Here is a 26,336-nt window from a genome sequence, read left to right on the forward strand (position 1 = left end):
GAGTCAGCGTGCGGCCGTCACGGCGCGGCCGGGCGGGGGTGCCACTGCCCGCGCGACTTGAGCACGTCGCGCAGGCCGCTGACGTTGTCCGTCATGATCCCGTCGACGCCGAGATCGAGCAGGTGGGCCATCGTCACCGGGTCGTTCACCGTCCACACGTGCACCTGCATGCCGATCGCGTGCGCGGTGCGCACGAGAGCGCGGGTGGTCACCCGCACGCCGCGGAACCCGATGGGCGCCTGCGCGCACGGCACCCCGGCCCGGGCCAGCCCGGCCAGCAGCCTGCCGTACCCGCCGCCCATCGCGGCCGTGCGCAGGGCGGCCAGGCCGCGCGGGCCGAGCGAGAAGCAGACCTCCCGGCCGATCGCGCGCCGGGCGCGGGCCAGCCGCGCCTCGGAGAACGAGGTCAGGCACACCCGGTCGTAGGCGCGGGTGCGGTGGACGGCCCGGGCGAGCGGCGCGATCGCCGCGCTCTCCTTGACGTCGATGTTGAACCGCGTGTCCGGCCAGGTGCCGAGCAGGTCCTCCATCAGCGGGATCTCGTGCCGGCCGCCGATCCTGGCCTCGCGGACCTCGCGGTAGGGCAGCCGCGAGATGCGGCCGGTGCGGTCGGTGACACGGTCAAGGGTGTGGTCGTGGAACGCGAGCAGGACGCCGTCGGCGGTCGCGTGCGCGTCGGTCTCCAGGTAGGTGTACCCGAGCTCGACCGCGCGGGAGAACGCCTCCATGGTGTTCTCGCGGGCTTCCGCCGCCCCGCCTCGGTGCGCGAAGGCGAGCGGGCCGGGATGGTCGAGGAACGCGAAACGGCGGTGCACGGAAGGAGTATGCCGGGTCCCGGCCGAACAGTCAGCGCACGTAGGTGAACATTTGCGTCACAAGAGTCCCTTGTCATGCTCGGGGATCGATGGGGCGCTTCCGCGTGTCGCGGTTCACTCAGGGTCCGCCGCCGGCTCTCGCCCGGGCCGGTCCCGCGCCAGGAGGCCGGTCAGGTGCGCGGCGATGTCGTCGATCGTGGGGTGATCCCAGGCCAGGGTCGGCTCGACCAGCAGGCCGACGGCCTCCTCCACGTCGACGCACAGGCTGAGCGCATGGATCGAGTCCAGGCCGTACGTGCGGAGCTTCACCGCCGGGTCGATCTCGGCGGGTGGCCGCCCGAGATAGGCCGCCACCCGCTCGGTGAGCCATCGGCGCAGGTCGCCGGGGGACATCGGGCCGGAGGCGGCGTTCACGCGACGGTCTCCAGGAGGTCGTTGACGGCGGGTTCCAGCTCGGCGTGCAGCGGGGTGAGGTCTCCGCTGAGGAACAGTTCCCGCATGTGCCGGCGGCGGAGCTTGCCGCTGGTGGTCTGCCGCACCGCGCCACGAGGCACCAGCATCAGGCTCAGCGGGATGCCGAACTCCCGCGTCACCTGGTCCATGACCCGGTCGGCCGCCTCGCCGAGGGTCCCCGACTGTCCCCGGCGCACCTCCTGGACGAGGACGACGTGTTCCCCGCCGTCGTCGCGCCGGACGCCGAAGGCGGCGCTGCGCCCCGCGGCCGGGTTGGCCCGCGCCGCGGCCTCCTCCAGGTCCTGCGGGTAGAGATTGCGGCCGTTGACGATGATCACATCCTTGATCCGCCCCGTCACGTAGAGCTGGCCGTCGAGCAGAAACCCAAGGTCGCCGGTGCGCAGCCAGCGGCCGTCGCCCGCCCGGAAAATGGCGCGGGTCTCCGCCGGGCGGCCCCGGTAGCCGAGGGCGACGCTGGGGCCCGCCACCCAGATCTCCCCGATCTCGCCGTCGGCGACGGGGCCGGAGCCGCCCGGATCGACGATCCGCAGGTCGAGCCCGGAGACCGGGCCGCAGGCGACCAGGGGCGTCCCCCCGGGCGCCGGGACCGCCCGGTGCCGTTGCAGCGCGGAGGGGTCGAACCGGCGCACGGTCGCGCCCCGCCCCTGCGCCACGCAGGTGACCATCAGGGTGCACTCGGCGAGGCCGTAACCGGGATTCCAGGTGGCCGGGCGGAAGCCCGCCGGGGCGAAACGCCGCTCGAAATCGGCGAGGGTGCGGGCCCGGATCGGCTCGGCTCCGCTGAGGGCCATGGTCAGCGTGGACAGGTCCAGGCCGGCGAGTTGCTCGTCGGTGATCCTGCGCGTGCACCAGGCGTACCCGAAGTCCGGGGACACGGTCCAGTCGGCGCCGTACCGGCTGATCAGCTCCAGCCAGCGCACCGGCCGCGCGACGAACGCGGCGGGTGACATGAACACCAGATCGGCGCCCGCGTGGAGCGCCTGCAACTGGAGGCCGACCAGGCCCATGTCGTGGTAGTGAGGCAGCCACCCGGCCAGTCGCCGCACCGGCCTGTCCCGCGCCAGCGAGCGGAACAGCTCCAGGTTGTGCAGCAGGTTGCCGTGCGAGACCTCGACTCCGCGCGGGTCGCTGGTCGAGCCGGAGGTGTACTGCAGGTAGGCGATGGTGCCGCCGGTCAGGGCCGGTGGAGTCCAGGCGTCCGGGTCGGCGGTGGCGGCATCGGCCACGCGGGCCGAAAGACCGGACAGTCCGGACGCGTGCGCGGGATCGGTCAGGACCAGCCGCGCGCCCGCGTCCCGCATCAGTGTCCGTACGCGGCTCGCGTGCGGTGCCCCCGCGTCCGGCAGGGGGGCGGGGATCGCCGGCACCCGGGCGTACAGACAGCCGAGGAACGCCACGGTGAAGTCGAGCCCCGCCGGGTAGAGCAGCAGCGCCGGCTGGTCGGTGAGGCCGCGTCGCGCGAGCCACGCGGCGGTGGCGCGTGCCCGCCGGTCCAGTTCGGTGAAGGTGAGCCGGGCCGTGCCGCCGTCGTCGCGCGTGAAGACGAACTCACGATCGTCGCTGATGCGGTTCCGTAGGTGTGTGACGAAGTCGGTCATTCGGGCAACCCCTCCCGTACGTACCAGGAGACGAGCCGGTCGAGGGTCGCGGGAGTCACGGCGGGCGGGGCCACGGCGCTCCGCCACGCGAAGTCGTAGCGGTGCCGGAAATAGGTCGCGGTGTATTTGGCCCGCATGTTGACCAGCGCCTCGAACCGGCCGAACGGCTTCTCGCGGATCTCCTCGGGTGTGGCGGGAACCAGTTCGATCGGCAGCCGGGCGTTGATCACGTCGAACAGGTCGCGCACCGGCACGGTGGCTCCGTTCACCACGTGGGAGACCGGGCGCGGCCGGTCGGCGGCGGCGAGCGCGAGCAACCGGGGGACCGTGGTGTCGACGGGAGTCAGATGGAGGTCGGCCTCCGGATGGCAGGGGAGGCGGACCCGTTCCCCGGGCGTGCGCCGGGCGAAGAAGGCGATCACCCGGAGGAAGTCGTACAGGCCGTAGTCGGTCAGCGCCCGCCCGGTGCGGGAGTGCCCGACCATCACGCCCAGCCGGGCTACCAGGGCGGCGCCCTCGCGGACGGACCGCGACCGTGCCTGCGCGATCTCCGCTTCGCGTTTGGAGTATTCGTAGAAGTTCCGGAACCGGTCCGGCGGAGCGTGCGACGGCCAGTCCTCGGGAACGGGGCCCTCGGTGTCGAGTCCGCACTGGTAGGCCGTCCCGACGAGGATGTAGCGCGAGCCGGGCCGGGCGTGCCGCTCGTAGGCCGACAGCGCGTTGGCCGATCCCGTGACGTTCACGTCCAGGAGCTCCTCCTCCCGGCGGGGGAAGAAGGTGACGAGCGCGGCGACATGCCAGTAGACGCAGGGCTCGGCGAAGACCTCGGCGACCGGAAGCCCGAGGTCCGGCTCGTCCAGCGCCAGCCGGCGCACCCGGAGGCGGCCGGCCGGGGCCTCGTCGAAGCCGAGGCAGCACAGCGCGTCCGCGACCCGGCGGCGCACCACCTCCGCGGACGCGCGGGCGAGGGCGATCACCTCGTCGCCCCGGGCCAGCAGGGCGCCGATCAGATGGGAGGCCACGAAGCCGTTGGCCCCGTCGATCACGTGGACGCGCACCAAGGCACCTTCCCACAGGCGGTAGCGGAAGGTAAAGTCGCGATCGCTCACGGTGACCGAACTCGGGAGGGTGCATGCTCAACGACCTGCAGCAGCGCAAGCTGGCCCATCTGTTCACGCTCCTGGACGTGGACGACGACGGGACCGTCGACAAGATGGACTACACCGCTTCGGCCGACCGGCTGGTGAACGCGTTCGGGTTCGCGCCGGGCTCGACGGAGTCGCGGCGGGTCCGGGACCGGTACGCGAGGCTGTGGGACGAGGTGACCCTGCCCATGGACGCCGACGGGGACGAGCGCGTCGAGCTGGAAGAGTTCGTGGCCGGGTTCCATCGGTTCGTCACCCAGCCCGAGGCGGGCTATCACACCCATGTCGCGCCGGTCGCCGACGCCTTCTACGACCTGATGGACACCGACGGAGATGGCAGGATCACCCGGACCGAGTACCTGCGGATGGCCGCGAGCGCCTTCCGCATGTCGGAGGCGAACGCCGCCGCCGCGTTCGAGCGTCTCGACCTCGACGGCAACGGCTCACTGAGCAGGCAGGAGCTGCACGTGGCCAACGAGCAGTTCTTCCGCAGCCCCGACGAGGAGTGCCACGGCAACTGGCTGTTCGGCCCGCTCCCCGCGCGGGGCTGAGCGTACGGCGGCTACCCGGCGGCCGACGCCCATTCCTGCCGCCGGGTCTCCGCCATCGCGATGGCCGCGGCGACCGCCACGTTGACCGACCCGACCCTGCCGACCTGGGGGATGTAGGCCACCGAGTCGGCCGCCTCCAGGCCGGCGGGGGAGCACCCGTGGTCCTCGCTGCCGAGCACCAGGCAGACGTCGCCGCCGAGCTTTGCCTCGTGCAGCGGCACGGCGTCGCCGGTCAGCTCGACGGCGACCACCCGGTAGCCGTCCTCCCTCGCGGCGCGCACGGCCTCGGCCACCGGGACGGGCTCGTGCCACTCGACCAGCCGGTCGGTGCCCAGCGCGGTCTTCTGCGCCTTGGGGTTGGTGGGCGGGGTGGCGTTGCCGGCCAGCCAGATCGTCTGCACGCCGAAGGCGGCCCCCGTACGGAAGATCGACCCGACGTTGAAGGGGCCGGTCACCGATTCGAGGATCAGCGCGAGACGGCCCTCGGTGTTGCGGCGCCAGGTGCGGTTGAGCCGCTTGACGTCGGTCGGCTTGAGCTGCCTGCGCGGGTTGGGAGTGCTCATTGGGCGCTCATCGCTCCTGCTCATCGTTCCTGGGTCTCGAGGCCGGCGGGACGGGCGTCGACCCGCAGGACGCGGTAGGCCGACCGGGAGGCCAGCCGTGAGGTGGGCCAGCCCCGGTCGCCCAGCCAGCGCTGCAGGGAGTCGGAGCCGAGGTGCTTCTGCACGACCAGGTAGGCGCTGCCGTCGGGGGTGAGCCGGTCGAGCCATCGGGTGAGCATCTCGTGGAGCGCGGCCTTGCCGATCCGGATGGCCGGGTTCGACCAGATGGCCCGGAACCTTACGTCCTCGGGCATCTCGTCGGCGTGAACTGACCTTACTTTGTCAAGGCCGGCGCTCTTGGCGTTCCGCTCGCACAGCTCCACCGAGCGCCGGTTCACGTCCACGGCCCAGACCGTCGCGCCGGGGGCCCGTGACGCCATCGTCAGCGCGATGGGCCCGTAGCCGCAGCCCAGGTCGAGCAGGTCGCCCTCGGCAGGGGGCGGCGGGACGGTCTCCAGCAGCACCCGGGTCCCCGCGTCGACGCGTTCGGGGGAGAACACCCCCCGGTCGGTCTCCAGCCGCAGATGCAGGTCGGGGAGGACCAGGGTGACCGAGCCCGGCCGGCTCGCCGCCTGGGGGCTCTCCTCGAAGTAATGGGCCACGTGCCCAAACGTACCAACGTCGCGGACCGCTGATCTCCGCGCCCGCGAGGATGTGAGCGGGCTGAAACACTTCCGGCCTTCCGGACACGTACGAGATGACGGAGAAAGTGGTGAAGGGGGAGTTTCGGTGGCCGGGTCGGACCTGAGGCGTCGTTTCGAGGAGATCTATATGGCGCATTATGTGGATCTCCTCGGATACGTGCGGCGCCGCACGGACACCCCCGAGGACGCCGCCGACGCTCTCGCCGAGACCTTCGCCACGGCGTGGCGGCGCATCGGCGACGTCCCGGCCGGGTCGTCCGCCCGATTATGGCTGTACGGCGTCGCCCGGCGGGTGCTGGCCAACGGCCGCAGGGCCGAGACCCGCAGGAGCGCGCTCGTCGAGAGACTCGGCGCGGAGCTCGGTGAAAAGGGCGAGCACGATCGGCCGCCGGACCACGAGGACCTCGACGCCGTACGCGCGGCGTTCCGGCGTCTCGGCCCCGACGACCGCGAGGTGCTGGCGCTGGCGAGCTGGGAGGGGCTGGGATCGGCGGAGATCGCCATGGTGCTGGGCTGCTCGCGCGGAGCCGCCCGCCTGCGGCTGCACCGGGCGCGCAAGCGCCTCGCCAAGGAGTTGAGCTCCGCGGGAGTGGACGTGGCTCGGTTCGGCGCGCGGATGCCGGCGCTGGCGGGAGGAGAGGCGTGATGATGCACGACCGTGATGACCTGCACCGGCTCGTCGCCCAGATCGCCCCGGACCAGGGCCCGGGAATGACGCCGGCCGCCCTGGACCTGCTGGAGGAGATCGTCTCCGGCCCGGCTCCGGCGAACCGCCGCCGACGGATGACGGAGACGGTCACCGGGACCGCCCGGACCATTCTGCGCGGCCCACGGCTGGTGCCGGCGATCGTCTCGCTCACCGCCGTCCTGCTCGCCGTGGGCTGGCTCGTGCCCGGGGCGGGGCTCGGTCCCGCACCCGCCTCCGCCGCGCTCGACATCAGGAGGGAGGGCGACCACTACGTCGTCATGGTCCGCGACCTGTTCGCCGCTTCCGAGATGTACCAGCGGGAGCTGCGCCAGCGTGGCCTGGATGTGGATGTGCGGATCGTGCCGGTCTCGTCCGCCTCGGTGGGAGAAGTGATGTACTTCGACGGCACCCGGGACTACAGCGCGATCACGACGATCAAGGCACCCGGCGAGTGCACGCGCTTCGGCGGCTGCGCGATCGGCTTCCGCATCCCGGTGCGGTTCAACGGGCACGCCACCGTGTTACTCGGCCGCGCCGCACGGGCGGGGGAGCGCTACGGCATCCTGGAGGCCGTCGACCTGGAGGGCCAGCCCCTCCACTGCGTGGACTACGTCAACAAGACCGTAGCCGAGGTCCTGCCCCTGCTGCGGGAGCGCGGCGTGCGAGCGGAGTTCTCCTCACCCGGCGCCTACGCCCGGCCGGCCGCCCCCGCCGACTGGTACGTCCACAGCGGAGTCATGATCGCCGATGGGCAGGCGATCTTGGTGGTCGGCCCCACCCCGAACCCCCAGCCGCGCCCCAAGGAGGCCTTCTGCGCCGAGCGTCCCTGAGACCCCGGCGTCCCTGAGCACGGCCAGGCGGTCCGCTCCGCCCGCCCGGGGCGGACCGCGCCGCGCGGGCGGGGGAGGCGATCGGCGCGCCTGGTGACACCGCCCTTCGCGCCCAGTTGTAGGGCAGTGCCTCCACCCGCGAGTGCCGCCCCGGTGGTGTCGCGGTGGTGTCGCGGTGGTGTGCGGGGGGCCTCCCATCCCGATACCGGCCCTCACCGGCGCAGCGGATCGGCCGCCGGCGCTAATCGCGCCTGCCGCGCATCGCATCTCCCGCCTCCCATCCCCGGTCGCCCAGCGCGGCCTGCCCGTGATCTCCCCTCAACGAACGGTCTCGTCATGCCCGCATACGCTCGTGCCCTGCTTCCGGTGCTCGTCGGGATAGGGCGGCACCGGTTCCTCGCGGTCGCGCTCACCGCCGCGGCCGCGCTCAGGGTGGTCACGATGCTCGGCTACCCGCCCGCCAGGCTCTACTGGTACGACTCGTTCAGCTACCTGCACAACGCCGTTCATCTGCGACCCGAGCAGGGGTTCCATCCCATCGGATACCCCCTGCTGCTGCGCGTCCTGCTGCCCTTCCACAGCGTCGAGCTGGTCGTCGCGCTGCAGCACGCGATGGGACTGGTGACGGGCGTCATCGTCTACGCCGCGCTGCGCGGCAGAGGACTGCCCGCCTGGGGCGCCGTGGCCGCCTCAGCCCCGGTGCTGTTCGACGCGTCGTTCCTCCGGCTCGAGCACGCGGTGCTGTCCGACTCGCTGTTCATCCTGCTGGTCGTCGCCGCCACGGCGGTGCTGGTCCGCGGGCCGGTGCCGTCCGCGCGCGCCGCCGCGACCGCGGGTCTGCTGCTCGCGGGTGCCACCCTCACCCGCACGGTCGCGCTGCCGCTGATCCTGCTGGTCCTGGTGGTGCTCACCGTCCGCCGCGTGCCCTGGCGCCGGACGGCCGCGCTCGCCCTGGCCGCGCTGCTGGGGGCACATCGCGCTGAACGACCGGGCGCGCGCCTTCGCGCTGCGCGCCATCGCCGCCCAGCCCCTGGACTACCTGCGCGACGTGGTGACGGACACCGCGCTCGCGTTCGCCTGGACCCCCGTCGCCCACCCGGCTCGCACCGTCCCCGCGTTCGGCTTCGCCCACGGAACCTGGCCGCTCCCCGCCGGTCAGCCGCTCGTCGAGCAGGCGAGACGGGAGTACGACCCCGACCTCACCGGCATGCGGTCCGTCGGGCCGTACGCCGACCTGCTCATCGCCTACCAGCACCCGGCCTACCTGCGCGGGCCGATGCTGGCCGTCATCCTGCTGCTGGGCGCCGCCGGCGCGCTGCGGCGGCCGCGGACGGTGGCGCTGCCGTGGGCGATCGCGGTGGCGTCACTGGTCGCGCCGGTGGCGGTGCTCGACTTCGACCACCGCTACGTGCTCCCCGTCGTGCCCGTGGCGTGTCTGGCGGCGGGGCTGGCGTTCGCCCGGCCACCGCGCAGGGGCGGGCGCTCCCACCGCGGGCACTCGGGCGGCGGGTGCGAGATGCCCATCCGCCAGGCGACAGTGGACGCGTGACCACGGAGACGCGACCCGGAGACGTGATCACGGAGGAAGTGGGGGCGGCCTGTCTGACACCTTCGCCGCTATCGCGCGGACATCCGTCAGATCGGGTCTAGGCGAAAGAGTCAGAACGGGTTAACTTCCGCAAAGGTAGCGATTCAAGAATCGCCCCGGATCCCGACGGAGGCGCCACCCGGCACTGGCATACCCCGCGGCCCCTGCCGCATCCCCCTGCCGCACGCCCTTGGACGCCCCCGTCCCCGGCCGGCGACGCCACACCCCGGCGGACCCGGCCCGCCCACCCCCCTCTCACCCCCCGAGGACCGGCATGAGACCACGTCTGCTCACGCTGGCCGCCATCCTGGCGGCCGCCCTGCTGCCCGCCGCGCCGGTGCAGGCCTCCGGCGTCTCGGCGCTCGCCGCGCCGAACATCTCGCTGGCGAACGTCAAGGCCCATCTGTCCCAGCTGCAGAGCATCGCCACCGCCAACGGCGGCAACCGGGCCCACGGCCGTCCCGGCTATCTGGCCTCGGCCAACTACGTCAAGGGCAGGCTCGACGCGGCGGGCTTCACCACGACTCTCCAGTCGTTCAGCTACAACGGCGCGACGGGCTACAACGTGATCGCCGACTGGCCGGGGGGTGACCCGGGCGACGTCCTCATGGTCGGCGCCCATCTCGACAGCGTGACCGCCGGGCCCGGCATCAACGACAACGGCTCCGGCAGCGCCGCGATCCTGGAGACGGCCCTGGAGGTGTCCCGGCAGGGGCTGGCCCCCGCCAAGCACCTGCGGTTCGCCTGGTGGGGCGCCGAAGAGCTCGGCCTGCGCGGCTCGTCGTACTACGTCACCAACCTGTCCACCACCGATCGGTCGAAGATCAAGGGGTACCTGAACTTCGACATGGTCGGCTCGCCGAACCCGGGCTACTTCGTCTACGACGGCGACAACTCCGACGGCGTCGGCTCGGGCCCCGGCCCCACCGGCTCGGCGCAGCTGGAGCGCGTCCTGCAGGACTACTTCACCTCGATCGGCGTGCAGACCCGCGGCACCGACTTCGACGGACGCTCCGACTACGGGCCGTTCATCTCGCGCGGCATCCCGGCCGGCGGGACCTTCACCGGCGCCGAGGGCGTCAAGACCAGCGCCCAGGCGTCCCTGTGGGGAGGCACGGCGGGCCAGGCGTTCGACTCCTGCTACCACCGGTCCTGCGACACGGCGGGCAACGTCGACGACACCGCGCTCGACCGCAACGCCGACGCGATCGCCTACGCCGTGTGGACCCTCGCCACCGCGACCCCGCCCGCGACGGTCTGGTCGGACGACTTCGAGACCGACAAGGGCTGGACCGTCGTCCCCGGCACCGCGACCGTCGGCACCTGGGAGCGCGGCGACCCCGAGGCGACGTCGTCCAGCGGCGCCAAGCAGCTCGGCACCACCGTCAGCGGCACCAACGACCTGGTCACCGGCAGGCTCGCCGGCGCCTCGGCCGGCGACTACGACGTCGACGGCGGGACCACCTCCATCCAGTCGCCGCCGATCACTCTGCCGGCCGGCTCGCTGAACCTGTCGCTGTCGTGGTATCTCGCCCACGGCAGCAACGCCACCGGCGCCGACTTCTTCCGCGTACGGATCGTCGGCGGCACCACCGCCACCGTGGTCCAGCAGCTCGGCGCGGCGTCCGACCGCGACGGCGCGTGGAGCACGGCCACCGCCGACATCTCCGCCTTCGCCGGGCAGACCGTCCGCGTGGTGATCGAAGCCGGGGACGAGTCGACCGCCAGCCTGGTCGAGGCCGGCGTGGACGACGTACGGATCACTCGCTAGCGCCGGGGTCGTGCCCGTCCCCGCGGGGACGGGCACGACCGCACGCGGGTCAGGGGATGCGGGCGCCGAGGAGGATCGCGGCGGCGGCCGCCAGCAGGCCCGCGACGATCGCGGCGACGAGGAACCGCTGCGTGATCTCCTGGTGCACGACCTTGTATCCGAGCGACGTGCCGATCTGCGTGTACACGTCGCGCAGCTCGCTGCCCGACTCCGCGGTGTACGCCCGGCCCCCGGTGCCGTCCGACAGCGACTTCAGCGTGGTCTTGTTGACCGGCACCTGCACCGCCCGGTTGTCGATCGTCACCGTGCCCTCCGGCGTGCCGTACGCGATCGTGGACACCGGCACCTTCGCGCCGACCGACGCCTCGATGGCCTCGTTGACCGACCGCCCGGAGGTGTTGTCGCCGTCCGACAGCAGCACGATCGCCGACGGGGGCGGGTCGGTGACCGCCCGCTGGTCGAACGACCTGATCGAGTCGAGCGAGTTGAAGACGGCCTCGCCGATCGCCGTGCCGGGGCGGGTGGTCAGGCTGGAGATCGCGGTGTTCACGGCGGCGTGGTCGGTGGTGGGGGAGATGACCACGGCGGCCGACCTCGCGAAGGCCACCACCCCGACGTTGAACCGCTCGGGCAGGTCGTTGACGAACTGCTGGGCGGCCTGCTTGGCCGCGACGAGCCGGGTGGGGGCGACGTCCGCCGACTCCATCGACAGCGACACGTCCACGGCGACCATGATGGTGGCGCGGTCGCGGGGCACCTTCACCGCGCCGGCCGGCCGGGCCGCACCGAGGACCAGCAGGCTCATCATGACGAGGAACAGCACGGCCGGCACATGCCGCCGCCAGGTCGGCCGCTCGGGCGCCACCAGCGACAGCAGCGCGAGGTTCGTGAAGCGCACCGTGTAGCGGCGGCGCGCGAACTGCGCCCATACGTACGCCGCGACCATCGCGGCGACCAGGACGAACAGCCACAGCCAGCCGGGGGCGAGGAACGTCATGCGCCCGCCTTCCCGCCGGCGGCCCGGCGCAGCAGATGAGAGGCCCGCCGCTGCCGCAGCACGAACTCGGCGATGTCGAACACCCAGTCGCGGTCGGTGCGCAGCACGAGATGGGCCGCCCCGGCCCGGCGCAGCGCCGCCCGGGTCCACGCGCGCTGCTCGGCCGCCGCCTCGGCGTACCGCTCCCTGAGCGTGCGCGACAGCCGGACCCCGCGCGAGTGCCCCGTCTCGGGGTCGGCGAGGGTGACGAACCCGACGTCGGGCAGTTCCAGTTCGCGGGGATCGACGATCTCCACGGCGAGCACCTGATGCCGCGCGGCCAGGCGGCGCAGCGGCGGCTCCCAGGAGTCCGGCGAGTCGAGGAAGTCGGAGACGACGACCCGCAGCCCGCGCTTGCGGTGCGCCGGCGCCAGCATCTCCAAAGCCTCCCCGAGGTCCACCGCGCCCTGCGCGGGCGGCGCGCTGAGCAGCGAGTGCAGCAGAGCGTACAGCCGGGGGCGGCCGGACTTGGCCGGATAGCGGTGCACGTCGTCGCCGTACAGGATGTAGGCGCCGAACCGGTCGCCGACCCGGCTCGCGAGGATCCCGATCGCCCCGACGGCGCTGACGACCAGGTCGCGTTTGGACATGTTCGCCGTGCCGAACTCCATGCTGGCCGACAGGTCGGCCACCACCCATGTCTCCAGCTCCCGGTCGGCGATGAGGTCCCGCACGTGCGGGACCGTCGTGCGCGCGGTCACCGCCCAGTCCATGCGGCGCACGTCGTCCTCGCCGGGCACGTAGACGCGGCTGTCGCCGTGCTCGCTGCCGGGCCCGGGGATCAGTCCCTGGTGGCGGCCCTGCAGCAGCCCGTCCAGCCGCCGCACCACCGTCAGCTCCAGCCGCCGCAGCGCCTGGTCGGGGTTGGCCGCCGCGCTCATCGCATGCCCTGGTTCCACACCACGAGCGGCGGCGGCACCGCCTGCAGCACCCGGCGTACGACGTCGTCGGGGTCCACCTCGTCGGCCAGCGCGTCGAAGGTGAGCATCAGCCGGTGCGACATGACGTCGATCGCCACGTCGCGGACGTCGTCGGGCAGCAGGTAGTCGCGCCCGCGCAGCAGGGCCAGGGCACGCCCGGCGGAGATCAGTCCCAGCGTCGCCCGGGGGCTCACCCCGATCTCGATCGTGTCCTGCAGGTCGGCCAGGCCGTAGTCCGCGGGGGCGCGCGTCGCCATGACGAGCCGTACGACGTAGTCGGCCACGAGCTGGTGGACCGAGACCTCCTCGGCCATGTCCTGCAGCCGCACCAGCGTGGCGGGGTCGAGCACCGGCTTGGGCACGGGCGGGCGCACGCTCATCCGCTGCAGGATCTCCAGCTCCTCGTGCGCGCTCGGATGGGACACGCGCACCTTGAACAGGAACCGGTCGCGCTGCACCTCCGGCAGCGGGTAGACGCCCTCCGACTCGATCGGGTTCTGCGTGGCCAGCACGACGAACGGCCGGGGCAGCGGGTGGGTGCGCCCCGCGAGCGTCACCTGCCGCTCGGCCATCACCTCCAGCAGGGCCGACTGCACCTTCGCCGGAGCGCGGTTGATCTCGTCGGCCAGCAGGAAGTTGACGAACACCGGCCCGAGCTCGACGTCGAACCGCTCGGAGCTCGGGTGGTAGACGCGGATGCCGACGATGTCGCTGGGCACCAGGTCGGGCGTGAACTGGATGCGGGCGAACGTCCCGCCCACCACGGTGGCCAGCGTCGAGGCGGCCAGCGTCTTGGCGACTCCCGGGACGCCTTCGAGCAGGCAGTGTCCCCGGGCGAGCAGCGCCACCAGCAGCCGCTCGACCATGTGGTCCTGTCCGACGATCACCCGCCGGACCTCGCTCAGCGCCTCCCGCAGGGTGTCCAGCCGGGCCTCGCCCTCCTCCTGCTCCGTCACGCCCTCGCCGGGCTCGGGGTCACTGCGTTCATCGGCAACGGTCATGCTCGTTATTCAATCGTGACTCCGCCGGAGAATCCATTTCTCTCCCATTTGCCCGTCCCGGCGCGCGCCACACCCCCTGCCGCGCCCGTGTGTTTTCATGTGGGGGATGGTCACTCCGCTGCAGTACGGCGACCCGCCCCACGTGGGGCCGTTCGCGCTGCAGGCACGTCTGCGGACGGCCCCGGCCGGGCTCGTCTACCTGGGGCAGGCGCCGGACGGCCGGGTGGTGTCGCTGGCCGTCCTGTCCAGCGGCGCCGCCCTCGACGCCGCCGCCAGGGACCGGTTCGTCACCGCGATCAGGGACGCACAAGGCAGGACGGGCGTGCGCGCGTGGGGCGCATCGCTGGTGGACCGGATGCGTGGCCGGGTGCCCCCCGACACGCCTCCCGTCCTGGCGATGCAGGACGGGCCCGCGCCCTGGGTGGCCGTGCCGTACGTGGCGAACGGCCCGGGGGCCGAGCGGTTCCTCGACCCGGTGCCGGTGTCCGGCACGCTGACGGGGCGGCGGCACGGGCCCGACTTCGTGCACTACTGGCTGGGCGACCGCACCCCTGCGCTGCCCGCCCCGCCCGCGCCGCCCCCGCCGCCGGTGGCCGCCCGGCGCTCGGTCGTGCTCGCCTCGACGCTGCTGGCCACGCTGGTGCTGGCGCTGCTGCTGGTCGTCTCGATGCTGCTGTTCCGCGGCGAGGACGAGCAGGAGCCGCCCCGCCCGCTGCCGAACACGCAGTTCGTGCCCACCCCGCCGCCCGAGCCCGCCTCGCCCGAGCCGCAGCAGCCCACGCCCGGCCCGTCCGGCAGCGGCGAGGGCGGCGAGAGCCCCTGGCCCGACGACGTGTTCGGCGGACGCGGCCCGATCTGACGCGGACCCCTGCTCTGTGCCGGCCGCACCGGTGCGTCCTTCATGGCGGTGCGCTTTCCGGCCCTCACGCTGCCAAAGCGCCATCGCTGCGGGCAGGCGTGTCGATCGACCAAAAAGCCGCCCCAGATTTGTCGGCGCCGCGCAGCGCCCGCCGCTGCTTCCAAGGCCACCGGCGACGGCCGGCGGTGGGGTCCGGGGCGGTTCAGCGGGGGGAGACGAAGCCCGACTCGTAGGCGGCGACCACCGCCTGCGTGCGGTCACGGGCACCCAGTTTGGCCAGGACGTTGCCCACGTGGGTCTTGACCGTCTCCGTGCCGACGACGAGTTCGGCGGCGATCTCCGCGTTCGACAGGCCGCGTGCCATCAGCCGCAGCACGTCCCCTTCACGCGCGGTGAGCCGCTCCAGGCCGGGGACGGCGCGGGCGGCGCCGCGGGCCGCGACCAGCGACCGGATGGCGGCGGGGAACAGCAGCGACTCTCCCGCCGCTACCACCCGGATCGCCTGGACGAGCTCGTCCGCCCTCGCCCGCTTGAGCAGGAAGCCGCTCGCCCCGGCCCGCAGCGCCTCGTAGACGTAGTCGTCGTTCTCGAACGTCGTCACCACCACGACCTTGGGCCCGCCCCCGACGGCCGTGAGGGCCCGCGTCGCCTGAATGCCGTCCACCGCCGGCATGCGGACGTCCATCAGGACGACGTCGGGCCGGAGCGAGCGGGCCAGCGACACCGCCGCCGCACCGTCGGCCGCCTCGCCCACGACGCTCAGGCCGGGCTCGGACTCGATGATGATCCGCAGACCGGTGCGGATCAGGTCCTCGTCGTCGGCCAGCAGCACCCCGATGCTCGTGCTCATGTCCCCGTCCGCTCCTCGCCGTGGTCCTCGCCCGCGCTTGCCATGCGGGGATTCGGACGCCGGGCGGCGTCCGCGCCCGGAAGAGGGACATGTATCTCGACCCGCCACGTCCCACCGTCGCCTCCCGCCTCGACCCGTCCGCCGAGCAGTGTCACCCGCTCCCGGATGCCGTCCAGCCCGTGCCCCGCCGCGCCGGTCGCGCCGCCGCTCCCGCCGCGTCGGCGTGGTCCGGTGAGGCCGCGCCTGTGGTGCACCCGGACCTCGTTGCGCACGCACACCTCGAGGACGTGATCGCGCACAGCGGCGTCCACCTCGATCGGGCCGGTGCCGTGGCGGATCGCGTTGGTCACCGCCTCCTGCACGACGCGGTAGGCCTCCCGGGAGATCACGGGAGGGATCCCGGACAGCTCGCCCAGCCGCCGGGTGACCGGCCTGTCTCCGGGACCGGCGGCGTCGAGCAACGCGGGCAGGTCGTCGAGGGACGGTTCGGGCGAGGCCCGCCCTCCGCCCTCCCGCAGCACGCCGATCACGTGGTCGAGCTCGTCCAGCGCGCTCCTGGCGGAGGTCTCGATCGCCTCCAGCGCGGCCCGGGCGGCGGCGGGGTCCCGGTCGAGCACCCGCCCGGCCGCGGCGGCCTGCACGGTCACCACACTGAGGGCGTGGCCCACCGAGTCGTGCAACTCCCTGGCGAGCCGGTTGCGCACCGCGAGGCGGCGCGCGGCCTGCCGCGCCGACGCGAGCCGGTCGGCCGCGGACGGTCCCAGGAACACGGGGGCCAGACGGGCGAGCAGCGCCCCGGCACCGGCCGCGAGGAAGAGCAGGCAGACGAGGACGGCCAGCCCCGCGGGCGGACCCCACATCGTGGCCCAGCCGGCGCGGATCCCGGGGTCCACCAGTCCGAGGCGATCCCCGGCCAGCGGGAGGACCGCCAGCCAGACCGAGAACGGCACGATGGCCAGGGTCACCCCGCTCACCAGGCCGCCGACGGCCAGGTGCAGGGTGAACCACGCCGCGGTCCGGCGCCGTTCGGACCAGGTCCGCCGTACGGAGGACGGCGGGGTCTCGACGGCCGCGCCCAGCAACGTGCGGGCGGCGGCGACCTCGAAGGCCCGGACCGGCAGGAACAGCCCCGAGGCGGCCACCACCGGGAGCACCCCGATGAAGATCAACGGCTGCACCGACAGCAGCGGATCGCCGACCTCCGGCGCCGGGCGCCACAGCGCCGTCGCGACCGCTCCGGCCATCATGTAGGGCATGAGCAGCGCGCCGCCTACGATCAGGCAGGCCCACCTGCGGTAGGTGACGCTGTCGGCGAGCGGGGCGAGGACCTGGTTCACGTTCCGATGCTCCCGCAGTGACGGCGCATGCCGTGCCGTCCGGTCACGGCCTGTGGACGAGCACCCGCCACCCGTGCGCGGGCACGAGAGCCGGATCTCCGTCCGCGTCGTCCGCTCCGGGGGAGCTTTCCGCCCCGGCGCAGCTCTCGGCGACGGTCAGCCGGGAGACGTCCACGGGGAAGCGGTAGGCGTCGTCGCCGATGTTGAGCAGCGTGACGACCTCTCCCACCGGTCCCTCGCTGCGCAGCGCGAGGGCCGTGTTGGCGACGTGCTCGGCCTTCGTGCGCGCCCGGGCCAGCCAGGGATGCCGGCGGCGCAGCCCGATCAGCCGCCGGTGGAGCCGGTAGACCGGCAGGCCGTGCGGCGCGAGGTCGCCCGGGGCGTCCGGGAAGGCGGGCCGGATCGCGTCGTCGCCCCCGGCGCGTTCCTCCTTGACTCCGGCGAACGCCTGCTCGTCGCCGTAGTAGACGCTCGGCACCCCGCCCACGGCCAGCAGGACGGCCAGCGCGTGTCCCAGGTGCCGCGGATCGTCGATTCTGCTGGCCAGGCGGGTCACGTCGTGGTTGCCGACGAACGTCATCGGCGCGAACACCTCCAGCAGCCGGTCGTGCCGGTCGAGCGCCCAGGCGAGCTCGAAGAAGTTGCCGTCGTTGAGCGAGCTCCAGATGGCCTTCCACAGCTCGTACTGCGTCACCGAGTCGAGGCCGCCCTCGGTCACGTACGCCGCGTAGTCGCCGTGGATCACCTCGCCGGCGAACCAGGCGTCCGGGTGATCCCGCCGCACCCGCGTGACGGCCTCCCGCCAGAAGGCGAGCGGCACGGCGTACGCCGCGTCGAGCCGCCAGCCGGACGCGCCCCGGCCGAGCCAGTGGCTCATCACCCGTACGACGTGGTCGAGCACGGCGGGCTCCGCGTGGTTCAGCGCGACCAGCTGGTCGTGGCCCTCGAACACGGCGAAGCCGCCGGCGCCGTCACCCGGAAGGAACCAGCGCGCGGCGGGGGAGTCCGGCCCCTCCGCGAGCGCCCGGGCGAAGACCGGAAACCCCCTGCCCACGTGGTTGAACACCCCGTCGAGCAACACCCGCAGCCCGCGCCGCCGCGCCTGCTCCACCAGGTGGTCGAAGTCGTCGTCGTCCCCGAGCCGGGGATCGATCCGGAAGTGGTCCACCGTGTCGTACCCGTGCGTCCGCGACGCGAAGATCGGGCCCAGCTGGAGACCCGAGCAGCCGAGGCCGGCGGCGTAGTCGAGCCAGCTCTCCAGACGCCGCAGGCGGTGCCGGACCGGGGCTCCCTCGGGCGGCGCCGTCAGCGGAGCGCCGGTGAAGCCCAGGGGATAGACATGCCACCAGATCGCGTGGTCGCTCCATGTCGTCACAGCCGCTCCTCATCGTCGCCCGTCCGGTCACAGTGTCGTCGTCCCTGCCCCCTCCCGTGCGGCCGGCACCCCCGCGCCGGTGTCCCGCACGAAGGCGGGACGTCCCCGGCCGCAGGCGCGGCAGACGCCACGCGTGCGGTAGTGATAGCCGGCCGCCGCCGTTCCCATCGCCAGCCCCCAGGTGAGGAACCAGGGATAGATGACGTCGAACACCCAGGGGGAGACCCCCTCAAGTGACGGCTGCGCGAGGCCGAGGGCGACCGCGACGCGTTGTCCCGTGCCGAGGACGCCGACCGGGACCAGCATCACGCTCCCCACGGAGGCGGCGGTCAGCGGCATCCACCGCGGCATCCGCAGCGGCGGCCGCCAGGTCCTGGCGAAACCGAGCCCGAGCGCCATGCCGATCAGTGCCAGCACCCCGGTGTCGCCCAGCCCCGGCGTCCACAGGTGCACGTCCCCGAACGCGCGGGGGTCGGTGAGGCCGACCGTGCCCCCGAGGCCCCACTGCACCTTCAGCGCGCCGTACCCCGCGGCGAGCAGCACGGTCAGGTATCCGGCGCGGACGCTCAGCCTCTGCCACGTCTCCCGGCCCCCGCCGGCGGGAGAGGTGCGGCCCGCGTCGTCACGGCCTCCGTGGCCTGCCGCGCCGTTGTCCGCCGCGCCGTTGTCCGGCCGCCGGCCGCAGCGCGAGCAGGCGCCGCGCGCGCGGCGGCGACGCCGTACGGCGGTCACGAGGAGCGTCGTGCCGGCGGCCAGCGCGGCGGCACGGGCGGCGGCCATCGGCGGGTCGAAGCCCAGGTCGACGACGCCGCTCTCCCCGGTGACCGCCGCGATCCCCGCCATGATCCCGCCCACGATGTCGAAGGCGATCCCGCTCGCCCCGGCGCCGGCCAGCGCGAGGCCGGCCACCGCCGCGGCGGCGGTGGTGAGCGCGCCGGTGCGCGCGGGCGGGGACTCCCGGTGAAGATGTGTCGTTTCCATGACGTCCAGGCTCGCGGTCGCCTCCTCGCCGGACCTCCCCACCGGGCGGGACCCGCATCCCCCGCGCGGGGGAAATCCCCTTGAGCCTCACGTAGCGTGAGCTTTTACCGTCGGCGGCATGGAGATCATCGTTCATGACACGGCCACCGCGATGGCCGGCCTGCTGGCCGCCCCCCTCGCGGAACGGCCCGCCGCGCTCACCGGCATGCTCCGCCCGATGTGGGACGCCGTGCCCTGGATGCCCGTCGACGACGTCGTCGGCATGCATCACAAGGGCTCCGGCTTCCGCGTCGACCGCGACGACGAGCGGTACCTGCCCGCATTGCGGCGGATGCGCGAGGCGGGGGTGTGGGAGCAGGTCCGCGACGCGCTCACCGGCGCGTGGAAGCACCAGCGCGAGGCCGTGCCCGGCATCCGGCATCCCGAGACGCTGCAGGTCTACATCGTCCTCGGCGACCCCGACGCGGAGCACCTGGTGCGGCGCAACCACGGCTACCTCGGCATGAGCGGCAAGGGCCTGGTCTACCTCCTCGTCTGGCCGACGGAGGACAACCTCGGACGCCTCGGGCACTGCGCCGTCCACGAGCTCAACCACAACATCCGGTACTCGAACGTCGTCTGGGACCCCGCGACCGTCACCCTCGGCGAGCAGGTCGTCTCCGAGGGGCTCGCCGAGGCGTTCGTCCGCGAGCTGTACGGGCCGGAGGGTCTCGGTCCCTGGAGCACCTGCCTGGACGGGCCCGCGCTCGACGCGGCGTACGCCACGATCACCGAGGCCGTGAACCTGACCGGCATGCACAACTTCGCCGCGTACGTGCACGGGGACGCCACGGCGGAGGCGATGGGGCAGCCGCCCGTGGGCCTGCCCGACCACGCGGGCTACCCGGTCGGGCTGCGGATCGTCGACGCGCACCTCGCCGCCTCGGGGCTGACGGCCGCCGAGAGCACGACGGTGCCCCGTCAGGAGATCCTGGCCAACGCCGGACTGTCCGCCGCCCGCTAGGCTCGCTCGTCGGGTCCTGGTCAAACCGGTGCAAAGGGGGATGGAGCCGATGGGTGCCGGACAGGTCGTGCTCCTGCTCCTCGCGGCAGTGGCCGCCGGATGGGTGGACGCCGTCGTCGGCGGGGGAGGGCTGCTCCAACTGCCGGTGCTGCTCCTGGCCGGTCTCACGCCGGTCCAGGCGCTGGCGACGAACAAGTCCGCCGCCATCTTCGGCACGGGGTCGGCCGCCGTCACCTACGCGAGGAGGACGAAGCTCGACCGGGCGGTGGCCGTGCCGGCCGCGGCGCTGGCCGTGGCCTTCGCCGGACTCGGGGCCGCCTCGGCCGCCCTGCTCGACGCGGATGTGCTGAAGCCGCTGGTGATGGTCGTGCTGCTGGGGGTGGGGGCGTTCGTGACCCTGCGGCCGGGATTCGGCCGCCTGCCCCACCCGCACCTGCGTACGCGTACGCGGGCGCTGGCGGGAGTCGCGGTGGCGGGTGTCGGCATCGCCTACTACGACGGCATCGTCGGGCCGGGCACCGGCACCTTCCTGCTGATCGCGTTCACCTCGATCCTCGGGATGGACTTCGTCCACGCCTCCGCCACGGCGAAGGTCGTCAACACCGGCACCAACCTCGGCGCCCTCGTCGTCTTCGCCGTGCAGGGCCACGTGGTGTGGGCGCTCGGCCTGGCCATGGCGGTCTGCAACATCGCCGGGGCGCAGATCGGCGCGCGGATGGCGCTCAACCGCGGCGCGGGGTTCGTCCGCGTCGTCCTGCTGTGCGTGGTGGCCGCCCTGGTCGCCAAGCTCGGGTACGACCAGTTCCACAGTTCAGGCAGTCGATGAGATCGCACCTCGAGCGACACCAGCAAGTTCTCCCGCCCACACGGCGGCGCCCCTCCTCGCCCCAGCCTGCTACCACGCACGTGGCGCCGAAGGCAGAGGAACGGCCGCGGACCGCCACCGCAACCGGTCCCGCCGACCTGGTCGACCGCTTCCTCGCCACCGCCGCCACCGGACTCGCCACCGGCGTCTCCATGACCCCGACGGCGGCTGAACCCTCACCGCCCTGATCAGCAGGAACACCCTGTCGCCCGATCAGCCGGCCCGGCTGGTCGACACCGTCACCACCCTGCCTGGCGGCCTCGCCGCCCTCGTGCCCGCAGCTGCTGCAAGCGCACCAGCCCGCTTCGTGATCTCGCAGGACGACCAGGGCCCGCTGCTGAACTTCACCCCGCCCGGCCTGACGGTGCGTCCGCACCTGATGTCGACCGAGTCCTACCAGCGGCTCGGGGAACTGTTCGCCCTCGCCGCCGGCACCAGTGACGTCACCGCCGCCGACCTCGGTTTCGCCGAACTCGAACTCGACGCCGGCCGACCCGACCGCTCCGCACGCGATCCCCGGCAAGGGCTGGTCTCCGCCCCCGCCGCCGAGCAGCTCTGGCGGGCCCTCATGCGGGCGTGGCGGTTTTGAAGCCATCAGGGCCGGCACGGTGGCGAATCTCTTGCGGTCCTTTGGCCAAAAGCAATTCGCACGATGTGATGTAAATCGCAGAGCCGCGGTGTGTCATCTCCTTCTCGCCTTAGAACGTGCCTGGTGGGGCGTTGAGAAGGTAATGGGTGTCGCCGTCTAGATAACGGCAAGTGGTCATCTAGATGCGAAGTAGATCTTGACGTGTGATTGTCAGGCACGCATGATCCCGTTTGGTCTCTTTATTTCAGCTTTATAGAGGCGAGCGGTGCGCCGTGCCGCGCGCTTCGCTTTGCGTGCGGAGGGATTCGGCGTGCCGATTTCGCGTGCCCGGAAATTGCTGCCCGGCACAATTCGCGGCCGTTTTGTGCGGGCGTGGGTGGGGGCGGTGGTCGTCCTCGGTGTGTTCGTGGCCGGGGTCGGCGTGCCGGACGGATTGGTCACCCCGGCGAGTGCCGCGACCGAGACCCAGACGCAGCAGGAGCGCAGCGTCGAGGGCCGGCCGATTGTGGCGCCCACTCCCCATGTGAGGGGCGAGGAGGCGTTCCACCAGGCGAAGAAGCCGCCGGCGCCGGTGTGGCCGAAGGGCGGATCGGCCCGGGTGGATGTCGTGGCGGGCAAGGCTGCGGCCGTGCCGGGGTTGCCGGTGGCGGTGGCCGCCGCTGATGCGGCCGGGGCCACACCGAGTCCCTCGCCGAGCGCGTCGCCCTCCCCGGCACCCTCGTCCACGAGCAAGAAGCCGGCGTCCGCGCAGCGGGATGAGAAGTCGCCGAAGACCGAGCCGTCGCAGGAGCCGGTGCTGGAGTCTCCGGCGTCGGTGACGGTCAAGACGTTCGACAACACTGTGGCCCGCACGCTCGGCGGGGTCGGCATGGTGCTGCAGTTGACCCGTGCGGACGGCGGCGCCCGTCCCGCGTCGGCGAAGGTCACGGTGGACTACTCGTCGTTCCGGGGTGCGGGCTCGGGTGGTTTCGCCTCCCGGCTGACGCTGCTGCGGCTGCCGGCGTGTGTGCTGCAACAACCGCTGACGCTCGACTGTCGCAAGCAGGCGGCGGCGCAGCGGCGGGTGCTGCCGGTGGTCAACGACATCAAGACCGGTCATCTGACGGCCGAGGTCGAGGTCGCTCCCGCGGCAGGCGGCACGACGCCGGCCCCCGCCGGTAGCGCCGCAGGCAACAGCGTGCAGGCCACGCCCCCCGCTGCGGCCACGCCCGCTTCGAAGGCCTCGGCCGTCTCACCCGCAGCTGCCGCCGGTAGCACCGCTGATGCCTTCGTCTATGCCGTGGCGGCGTCGACCGCCGCCACGGCGCAGGGGTCGATGGCGGGTGATTTCGCCGCGTCGCCGTTGAAGCCGTCGGGGACGTGGCAGGCGGGTCAGGCCGGTGGTGCTTTTACCTACAGCTACCCGATCACCGCCCCGCCCGCCCCGTCCGGCGACGCCCCGCAGTTGGCGCTGCAGTACTCCTCGGCGGCGGTGGACTCGCTGACCTCGCAGACCAACAACCAGTCCGGCATTGCCGGGATGGGCTGGGAGCTGGAGGCCGGATTCATCGAGCGGTCGTTCGTGTCGTGTGCGGGGTACGCGAAGTCGGGCCGGATGGGGTACAACACCGCGCAGGCGGGGTGGCCGGACAAGTGCTGGCACTCGCCGTACTCCTCCGACCCGTCCGCTTCCAAGCTGACGATCTCGCTGGACGGCCACTCCACCGACATCGTCAAGGACGACACCGGTAAGTGGCGCACGGTTGAGGACTACGGCTGGAAGATCGAGCAGATCTCCTACAGCCCTGAGTCGGGGCAGGAGTGGTGGCGGATCACCACCCAGGACGGCACGGTCTACCGGTTCGGCTACACCGAGGACGCCTCGCTGCTGATGTCGTTCATCGGCGACGACGAGGGCGAGCCGTGTCATGAGTACTACCCTGAGCCGGGCAGCGGCGAGTCCACCGTCGAGCAGATCTGCGAGAAGCCCTGGCGCTGGGAACTGGACCAGGAGATCGACCCGAACGGCAACGCGATCGACTACTCCTACACCAAGGAAGACGACGCCTACTGCACCGGGGCGTCGGACTGGGGGTGTGACCCGGAATACGACAAGGCCGCCCACGTCAGCGAGGTGCGCTACGGCCACAACGTCAACGTCACCGGCTCGACCCCGACGGCGCGGATCGTGTTCACTACCACCGGGCGGGGGTCGGGCGGGATCACCGATGTGCCGACCTTCTGTGAGGACGGGGACTACGGGTACTGCCTGTTCAACCAGGGGCCGTCGTTCTACACCGAGCGGAAGCTGAGCTCGATCACCACCCAGACCTGGAACACCAAGACCAGCCCGGGCGCGTGGGAGGACGTCACCCGGTGGAACCTGTCGTACCAGTGGCTGACCGGTGACACCTGGAACGCCGAGGAGTACCCCATCCTGTGGCTGGACTCCATCCAGCAGACCGGCCTGGCCGGCGGCCACGGTACGTCGATCACGCTGCCGCCGACCACGTTCGATGCGACGTTCCTGGACAACGCCGTCAGCACCGGCCTGGACCCGGTGCGGTTCCCTCGCATCGGCGCGGTGAACAACGGGCTGGGTGGCCGCAGCGAGGTGGAATACGGCCAGCCCCACCCCTGCCCCAACCCCTGGCAGTACCCGCCGACCACCGGCTGGGACACCCGCGGGCTCGACTGCTACTTCGTCACCACCGACCAGGAGATCATCGACGGCACCTGGTACTACTACGGCGAGGTCTACGCCAAGTGGCTTGTCATGTCGGTCACCGACATCGACCTGGTCGGCGGGTCACCGGAGAAGGTGACCGGCTACTCCTACGGCGGCAACCCGGCCTGGGCGGTGCCGGACAACCCGCTGGCCGTGCGCCAGCCCTTCCGGAACAAGGACTACACCGAATGGCGTGGTTACGGCCAGGTGACCACGACCGTCGGCGGCGGCTCTTCCGGCTCCAGCACGAGTTCGGCGAAGTTCTTCCGCGGCATGTCCGGCCAGAACCTGACCGACTTCGACGGCAACAGCTTCTCCGACCGGATCGAGCTCAACGGACGCACCCTGCAGGAGCAGACCCGGGACAGCAACGGGGAGAACAGCTCCACCAGGTACGTGTACGCGGTGACCGCCACCGGTAACGCCCCCGGCACCCGCAAACCCTCCCGAGTGGACCAGACACGGAAGGTCTCGCGGGAGAAGAGCACCACCGGCTGGCGCTACACCGAGACCAAGACCGCCTACAACAGCGACGGGTTGCCGGTCACGGTCAACGAATACGGCGACACGAGCACGGCCTCCGACAACACCTGCACCGCGATCACCTACGCCCGCAACACCACGACCGGGTGGATGCTCAACTATCACGCATCGGAGGAGAAACACGCGGGTGACGACTGCGCCACCGGGGACCTGCTGAGCCGTACCGTCTACCTCTATGACGGGGCGGGCGACCCGTCAGCCAACACTCCCACGCGCGGGAACGTCACCGAGATCCGCGCCTACCGCACCGACACCGACTATGTCAGGTCCCTGTCGACCTTCGACAATTACGGCCGGCCGCTGACCACGACCGAACCGGTCGGCAAGACGGCTAAGCCGGAGGAAATCAAGAAGACCATCACCTCGTACGCTCCCGCCGTCGGCTGGCCGAGGGACGGGGTGAAGGTCACCAACCCGCTCGAGCACGAGGTGACCACCTGGTCCTCGCAGTACAACGGTCAGCCCGTAGGCATGGAGGACGCCAACGGCAATGCCGTCAACATCGACTACGACGTTCTAGGTCGCACGCTGCAGCTGTGGACCCCCGAGGCGCCCAAGCCTGCCGACGACGACAACGACCACAGCGACAACCCGCCTGCGGCGAAGGTCACCTACACCCTCACCTCCGGCCAGCCACCCCGGACCGGGGTCTCCCGCCTGCAGTCCGGCGCCCGCACCAGCACGGCCACGTACACCTCCACCTACACCTACAGCGACGGGTTCGGCCGCCAACGCGAGGTGCAGACCGCCTCCCCGGCAGGTGGCCGGATCGTGCAGGTCACCACCTACGACGGACGCGGGTTGACCGCGGCGACCTCCGCGCCGGTGCACAACGTCGGTGCGCCGGGATCGGGGCTGCTGAACCCCGCATGGAACACGGTTCCGCAGTGGTCCAAGCAGGAGTACGACGGGCTCGGCCGGGTCACCGCCCAGGTGGACATGAAGGCCGGCGAAACCGAGTACCGCCGAACGACCACCAACTACCTGGGCGCGGACAAGTACGAGGTGATCCCGCCGGTCGGCGGCAAGACCGTGTACTACACCGACGCCGCCGACCAGGTCACCAAGATCGAAGAATGGCTCACCGGCAACGACACCGGCCAGCAGGCTGCCGCAGCCGCCGGTCCGACGCCACCGACCTCATCGAAGGCCTCCTCCGCTGTCGCTGCCGGCACGAGCGAGCAGGCGGAGGCGACCGCGTCCCCGACGTCCGGTGCCGCCTCCGCTGCGGGTGCATCGGCCGCTGAGGTGCAGGCCGCGCGCGGCCGTGCGTCGGCGGAGGCGAAGCGGTCAGGCAAGGCGGTCGAGGTGGCGGCGCTGACCTCGGCTGTGAGCTCGACCGTGGCCAACCCGGACGGGTCGTTCACCACCTCGATCGGTACGCAGCCGGCCAGGATCAAGCAGGCCGGGAAGTGGGTGGCGATCGACACCACACTGGTGGACAAGGACGGCGCCCTGGAGCCCAAGGTCGGGCCCGCGGTGAAGGTGTCCACTGGTGGTGATGGGCCGTTCGCCACGATGGCCGATGAGGCGGGCAACTCGATCGCGCTGAGCTGGCCCAGGT

General features: G+C 72.4%; 26 protein-coding genes. 11 read left to right on the plus strand and 15 right to left on the minus strand.

Annotated elements, in window-relative coordinates; genetic code table 11:
- Positions 1 to 17: 17 nt before the first annotated feature.
- From AAH991_RS30355 to AAH991_RS30370, 4 genes are all read right to left on the minus strand, one after another.
- Positions 18 to 815 (minus strand): glycerophosphodiester phosphodiesterase family protein, encoded by a 798-nt coding sequence (locus tag AAH991_RS30355; RefSeq protein WP_346229344.1) that lies wholly within the window; start codon positions 813 to 815, stop codon positions 18 to 20.
- Between the two features lie 114 nt (positions 816 to 929).
- The gene (locus tag AAH991_RS30360) at positions 930 to 1,229 is read right to left on the minus strand and encodes an acyl carrier protein (RefSeq protein ID WP_346229345.1); all 300 of its coding nucleotides are present in this window, start codon (positions 1,227 to 1,229) and stop codon (positions 930 to 932) included.
- The gene (locus tag AAH991_RS30365; protein WP_346229346.1) at positions 1,226 to 2,887 is read right to left on the minus strand and encodes a fatty acyl-AMP ligase; all 1,662 of its coding nucleotides are present in this window, start codon (positions 2,885 to 2,887) and stop codon (positions 1,226 to 1,228) included. The genes AAH991_RS30360 and AAH991_RS30365 overlap by 4 nt, the downstream gene beginning before the upstream one ends.
- Positions 2,884 to 3,945 carry an SDR family oxidoreductase gene (locus AAH991_RS30370; protein WP_346229347.1) on the minus strand — a complete coding sequence of 354 codons (1,062 nt, stop codon included), beginning with the start codon at positions 3,943 to 3,945 and terminating at the stop codon, positions 2,884 to 2,886. Before AAH991_RS30370 ends, AAH991_RS30365 begins: the two co-directional genes overlap by 4 nt.
- A gap of 74 nt (positions 3,946 to 4,019) precedes the next feature.
- Between AAH991_RS30370 and AAH991_RS30375 the strand changes: the two genes are divergently transcribed.
- Positions 4,020 to 4,583 (plus strand): EF-hand domain-containing protein, encoded by a 564-nt coding sequence (locus tag AAH991_RS30375; protein ID WP_346229348.1) that lies wholly within the window; start codon positions 4,020 to 4,022, stop codon positions 4,581 to 4,583.
- A gap of 11 nt (positions 4,584 to 4,594) precedes the next feature.
- On the opposite strand, the gene AAH991_RS30380 is transcribed toward AAH991_RS30375, so the two are convergent.
- Both AAH991_RS30380 and AAH991_RS30385 read right to left on the minus strand, forming a co-directional pair.
- The gene (locus AAH991_RS30380) at positions 4,595 to 5,146 is read right to left on the minus strand and encodes a TrmH family RNA methyltransferase (RefSeq protein WP_346229349.1); all 552 of its coding nucleotides are present in this window, start codon (positions 5,144 to 5,146) and stop codon (positions 4,595 to 4,597) included.
- Positions 5,147 to 5,166: 20 nt separating this feature from the next.
- On the minus strand, positions 5,167 to 5,787 hold the full coding sequence (locus tag AAH991_RS30385) for a class I SAM-dependent methyltransferase (protein WP_346229350.1): 621 nt from the start codon (positions 5,785 to 5,787) through the stop codon (positions 5,167 to 5,169).
- Between the two features lie 127 nt (positions 5,788 to 5,914).
- Here AAH991_RS30385 and AAH991_RS30390 point away from each other — a divergent pair, with 127 nt between their 5' ends.
- Together AAH991_RS30390 and AAH991_RS30395 are read left to right on the plus strand one after the other, a co-directional pair.
- Positions 5,915 to 6,475, plus strand: a complete 561-nt coding sequence (locus tag AAH991_RS30390) for an RNA polymerase sigma factor (RefSeq protein ID WP_346229351.1) — start codon at positions 5,915 to 5,917, stop codon at positions 6,473 to 6,475.
- The gene (locus tag AAH991_RS30395) at positions 6,475 to 7,347 is read left to right on the plus strand and encodes a hypothetical protein (protein WP_346229352.1); all 873 of its coding nucleotides are present in this window, start codon (positions 6,475 to 6,477) and stop codon (positions 7,345 to 7,347) included. Before AAH991_RS30390 ends, AAH991_RS30395 begins: the two co-directional genes overlap by 1 nt.
- A gap of 318 nt (positions 7,348 to 7,665) precedes the next feature.
- Here the strand turns inward: AAH991_RS30395 and AAH991_RS30400 are convergent, their stop codons facing one another.
- Together AAH991_RS30400 and AAH991_RS30405 are read right to left on the minus strand one after the other, a co-directional pair.
- Positions 7,666 to 7,956, minus strand: coding sequence for a hypothetical protein (locus AAH991_RS30400; protein WP_346229353.1), 291 nt, complete (start codon positions 7,954 to 7,956; stop codon positions 7,666 to 7,668).
- A 29-nt stretch (positions 7,957 to 7,985) separates the two neighbouring features.
- Positions 7,986 to 8,258, minus strand: a complete 273-nt coding sequence (locus AAH991_RS30405) for a hypothetical protein (RefSeq protein ID WP_346229354.1) — start codon at positions 8,256 to 8,258, stop codon at positions 7,986 to 7,988.
- 137 nt (positions 8,259 to 8,395) lie between these two features.
- Here AAH991_RS30405 and AAH991_RS30410 point away from each other — a divergent pair, with 137 nt between their 5' ends.
- Both AAH991_RS30410 and AAH991_RS30415 read left to right on the plus strand, forming a co-directional pair.
- Positions 8,396 to 8,896 carry a hypothetical protein gene (locus tag AAH991_RS30410; RefSeq protein ID WP_346229355.1) on the plus strand — a complete coding sequence of 167 codons (501 nt, stop codon included), beginning with the start codon at positions 8,396 to 8,398 and terminating at the stop codon, positions 8,894 to 8,896.
- A gap of 313 nt (positions 8,897 to 9,209) precedes the next feature.
- Positions 9,210 to 10,706 (plus strand): M28 family peptidase, encoded by a 1,497-nt coding sequence (locus AAH991_RS30415; RefSeq protein WP_346229356.1) that lies wholly within the window; start codon positions 9,210 to 9,212, stop codon positions 10,704 to 10,706.
- A 49-nt stretch (positions 10,707 to 10,755) separates the two neighbouring features.
- Here the strand turns inward: AAH991_RS30415 and AAH991_RS30420 are convergent, their stop codons facing one another.
- From AAH991_RS30420 to AAH991_RS30430, 3 genes are read right to left on the minus strand one after another with little or no spacing between them, the layout of a single operon-like run.
- Positions 10,756 to 11,703 (minus strand): VWA domain-containing protein, encoded by a 948-nt coding sequence (locus AAH991_RS30420; protein ID WP_346229357.1) that lies wholly within the window; start codon positions 11,701 to 11,703, stop codon positions 10,756 to 10,758.
- Positions 11,700 to 12,623, minus strand: coding sequence for a DUF58 domain-containing protein (locus tag AAH991_RS30425; protein ID WP_346229369.1), 924 nt, complete (start codon positions 12,621 to 12,623; stop codon positions 11,700 to 11,702). The genes AAH991_RS30420 and AAH991_RS30425 overlap by 4 nt, the downstream gene beginning before the upstream one ends.
- Positions 12,620 to 13,663 (minus strand): AAA family ATPase, encoded by a 1,044-nt coding sequence (locus AAH991_RS30430; RefSeq protein ID WP_346229358.1) that lies wholly within the window; start codon positions 13,661 to 13,663, stop codon positions 12,620 to 12,622. Before AAH991_RS30430 ends, AAH991_RS30425 begins: the two co-directional genes overlap by 4 nt.
- A 106-nt stretch (positions 13,664 to 13,769) precedes the next feature.
- Between AAH991_RS30430 and AAH991_RS30435 the strand changes: the two genes are divergently transcribed.
- The gene (locus AAH991_RS30435; RefSeq protein WP_346229359.1) at positions 13,770 to 14,522 is read left to right on the plus strand and encodes a hypothetical protein; all 753 of its coding nucleotides are present in this window, start codon (positions 13,770 to 13,772) and stop codon (positions 14,520 to 14,522) included.
- 202 nt (positions 14,523 to 14,724) lie between these two features.
- Here the strand turns inward: AAH991_RS30435 and AAH991_RS30440 are convergent, their stop codons facing one another.
- Genes AAH991_RS30440 through AAH991_RS30455 form a run of 4 tightly spaced genes read right to left on the minus strand, consistent with a single transcriptional unit; the run spans position 14,725 to position 19,065 of the window.
- Positions 14,725 to 15,372 (minus strand): response regulator, encoded by a 648-nt coding sequence (locus tag AAH991_RS30440; RefSeq protein WP_346229360.1) that lies wholly within the window; start codon positions 15,370 to 15,372, stop codon positions 14,725 to 14,727.
- Positions 15,369 to 16,709, minus strand: a complete 1,341-nt coding sequence (locus AAH991_RS30445; protein ID WP_346229361.1) for a sensor histidine kinase — start codon at positions 16,707 to 16,709, stop codon at positions 15,369 to 15,371. Before AAH991_RS30445 ends, AAH991_RS30440 begins: the two co-directional genes overlap by 4 nt.
- Before the next feature lie 43 nt (positions 16,710 to 16,752).
- Positions 16,753 to 18,084 carry an alpha-amylase family protein gene (locus tag AAH991_RS30450; protein ID WP_346229362.1) on the minus strand — a complete coding sequence of 444 codons (1,332 nt, stop codon included), beginning with the start codon at positions 18,082 to 18,084 and terminating at the stop codon, positions 16,753 to 16,755.
- A gap of 27 nt (positions 18,085 to 18,111) precedes the next feature.
- On the minus strand, positions 18,112 to 19,065 hold the full coding sequence (locus AAH991_RS30455; RefSeq protein ID WP_346229363.1) for a hypothetical protein: 954 nt from the start codon (positions 19,063 to 19,065) through the stop codon (positions 18,112 to 18,114).
- A 118-nt stretch (positions 19,066 to 19,183) separates the two neighbouring features.
- On the opposite strand from AAH991_RS30455, the gene AAH991_RS30460 reads away from it, so the two are divergent.
- From AAH991_RS30460 to AAH991_RS30480, 5 genes are all read left to right on the plus strand, one after another.
- Complete coding sequence (locus tag AAH991_RS30460; protein ID WP_346229364.1) at positions 19,184 to 20,068, plus strand: DUF2268 domain-containing putative Zn-dependent protease; 885 nt, start codon at positions 19,184 to 19,186, stop codon at positions 20,066 to 20,068.
- 49 nt (positions 20,069 to 20,117) lie between these two features.
- The gene (locus AAH991_RS30465; protein ID WP_428834053.1) at positions 20,118 to 20,894 is read left to right on the plus strand and encodes a TSUP family transporter; all 777 of its coding nucleotides are present in this window, start codon (positions 20,118 to 20,120) and stop codon (positions 20,892 to 20,894) included.
- An 80-nt stretch (positions 20,895 to 20,974) separates the two neighbouring features.
- Positions 20,975 to 21,121 (plus strand): hypothetical protein, encoded by a 147-nt coding sequence (locus tag AAH991_RS30470; RefSeq protein WP_346229366.1) that lies wholly within the window; start codon positions 20,975 to 20,977, stop codon positions 21,119 to 21,121.
- Positions 21,122 to 21,240: 119 nt separating this feature from the next.
- Complete coding sequence (locus AAH991_RS30475) at positions 21,241 to 21,522, plus strand: hypothetical protein (protein ID WP_346229367.1); 282 nt, start codon at positions 21,241 to 21,243, stop codon at positions 21,520 to 21,522.
- A 310-nt stretch (positions 21,523 to 21,832) separates the two neighbouring features.
- Positions 21,833 to 26,336 (plus strand): SpvB/TcaC N-terminal domain-containing protein (locus AAH991_RS30480; protein WP_346229368.1); only part of this gene is annotated, 4,504 nt, incomplete at its 3' end.

It is taken from the genome of Microbispora sp. ZYX-F-249, from assembly GCF_039649665.1.
Taxonomy (GTDB): domain Bacteria; phylum Actinomycetota; class Actinomycetes; order Streptosporangiales; family Streptosporangiaceae; genus Microbispora; species Microbispora maris.